General features: G+C 73.9%; 1 protein-coding gene. It reads left to right on the plus strand.

The genetic code is table 11. The features are described from left to right. Window positions 1-1,887 (plus strand): ABC transporter ATP-binding protein (locus LJ221_RS08710; RefSeq protein WP_241715150.1); only part of this gene is annotated, 1,887 nt, incomplete at its 5' end. Window positions 1,888-2,006 lie beyond the last annotated feature (119 nt).

The following is a 2,006-nucleotide window of genomic DNA, read 5'->3' on the forward strand; positions in this document are numbered from 1 at the left end:
CTGGCCGGGGCCCCGGCCACCCCCGAGATGCTCGACAAGGTCGCGGCCCTGCCCCCGGCCACCGACACCCCCGGTATCGACGAGGAGCGCGCCGCGACCGCCGAGTCCGCCTACGGGCTGCGGCACCTGCTGCGCGGCTTCCGCGGGCCGCTGCTGCTGAGCCTGCTGCTGGTCGTGATCGACGCGGCCGCCGGACTGCTTCTGCCGGTACTGGTGCGGCACGGCATCGACGAGGGCGTCCAGCGGGCGGCGCTCGGCGCGGTCTGGGCCGCCTCGGCGCTGGCGCTGGTCGTCGTCCTGGTCCAGTGGGCCGCGCAGACCGGCGAGACCCGCGCCATCGGCCGCACCGGCGAGCGGATCCTCTACACCCTCCGCGTCAAGATCTTCGCCCAGCTCCAGCGCCTCGGGCTCGACTACTACGAGCGCGAACTGACCGGGAAGATCATGACCCGGATGACCACCGACGTGGACGCCCTGACGACCTTCCTGCAGACGGGGCTGGTGCAGGCGATCGTCGCGGTGCTGACCTTCTTCGGCATCATGGTCGCCCTCGTCGTCATCGACGCGGGGCTGGCGCTGGTGGTCCTGGCGACCCTGCCGCCGCTGGTGATCGGCACGGTCTTCTTCCGCCGCCAGAGCATCAAGGCCTACGAGCTGGCGCGCGAGCGCGTCAGCGGTGTCAACGCCGCCCTGCAGGAGGGCGTCGCCGGTCTGCGGATCGTGCAGGCGTTCCGCCGCGAGGAGCGCGACGCGCGCCGCTTCGCCGAGCTCAGCGACGGCTACCGGCAGGCGCGCGTGCGCGGCCAGTGGCTGATCTCGGTGTACTTCCCCTTCATCCAGTTCCTCGCCTCCCTGGCGACCGCCGCCGTGCTGATCGTCGGGGCGAACCGGGTGGGCGACGGCACGCTGACGGCGGGCGCGCTGGTGGCCTACCTGCTCTACATCGAGCTGTTCTTCGCCCCCGTGCAGCAGCTCTCGCAGGTCTTCGACGGCTACCAGCAGGCGGTCGTCTCCCTGGGCCGCGTCCAGGAACTGCTCCGCGAGCGGACGACGACGCCGCTGCCGAGCGAGCCGCGCGAGGTGGGCCGGCTGCGCGGCGAGATCGTCTTCGAGGACGTCGCCTTCCGGTACAACGCCGACAACGCCGACAACGCCGGCGGTGACGGCGGCGGGGCCGGGGAGGGCGGCGAGAACGCGCTGTCCGGCATCGACCTGAAGATCCCCGCCGGGCAGACGGTCGCCTTCGTCGGCGAGACGGGCGCGGGCAAGTCCACGCTGGTCAAGCTGGTCGCCCGGTTCTACGACCCGACCTCGGGCACCGTCCGGGTGGACGGCGCCGACCTGCGCGAGCTGGACCTGGCCGGCTACCGCCACCGGCTCGGTGTGGTGCCGCAGGAGTCGTATCTCTTCCCCGGCACGGTGCGCGACGCCATCGCCTACGGCCGTCCCGACGCCACCGACGCCGAGGTGGAGGCCGCCGCGCGGGCGGTCGGCGCGCACGAGATGATCGCCACGCTCTCGGGCGGCTATCTGCATCCGGTCGCCGAGAAGGGGCGCAACCTCTCGGCCGGGCAGCGACAGCTGATCGCCCTGGCCCGCGCGGAGCTGGTGCGCCCCGACATCCTGCTGCTGGACGAGGCCACCGCGGCCCTGGACCTGGCCACCGAGGCATTGGTCAACCGGGCCACCGACCGCCTGGCGGGCCGCCGTACCACCCTGGTCGTCGCCCACCGCCTCACCACGGCCGCCCGCGCGGACCGGGTGGTGGTTCTGGACCACGGCCGGGTGGTGGAGGACGGCGCCCACGCGGAGCTGCTGGAGCGCGACGGACGGTACGCACAGCTGTGGCGCACCTACGCGGGCGTGCCCGCGGGCGCGGGGGTGTGAGCGGGCCCCTCCGCCGAGCGCTTCCCCGCCGCTGAGCGCGCCCCCGTGCACGGGGGTGGGCGCCGCCCTTGACGCTGGTGCTGGACACTCAGATCACCAGGCGCCGCCCGGCCTTGCGC

The sequence above is a fragment of the Streptomyces sp. CNQ085 genome, from assembly GCF_022614595.1.
Classification (GTDB): domain Bacteria; phylum Actinomycetota; class Actinomycetes; order Streptomycetales; family Streptomycetaceae; genus Streptomyces.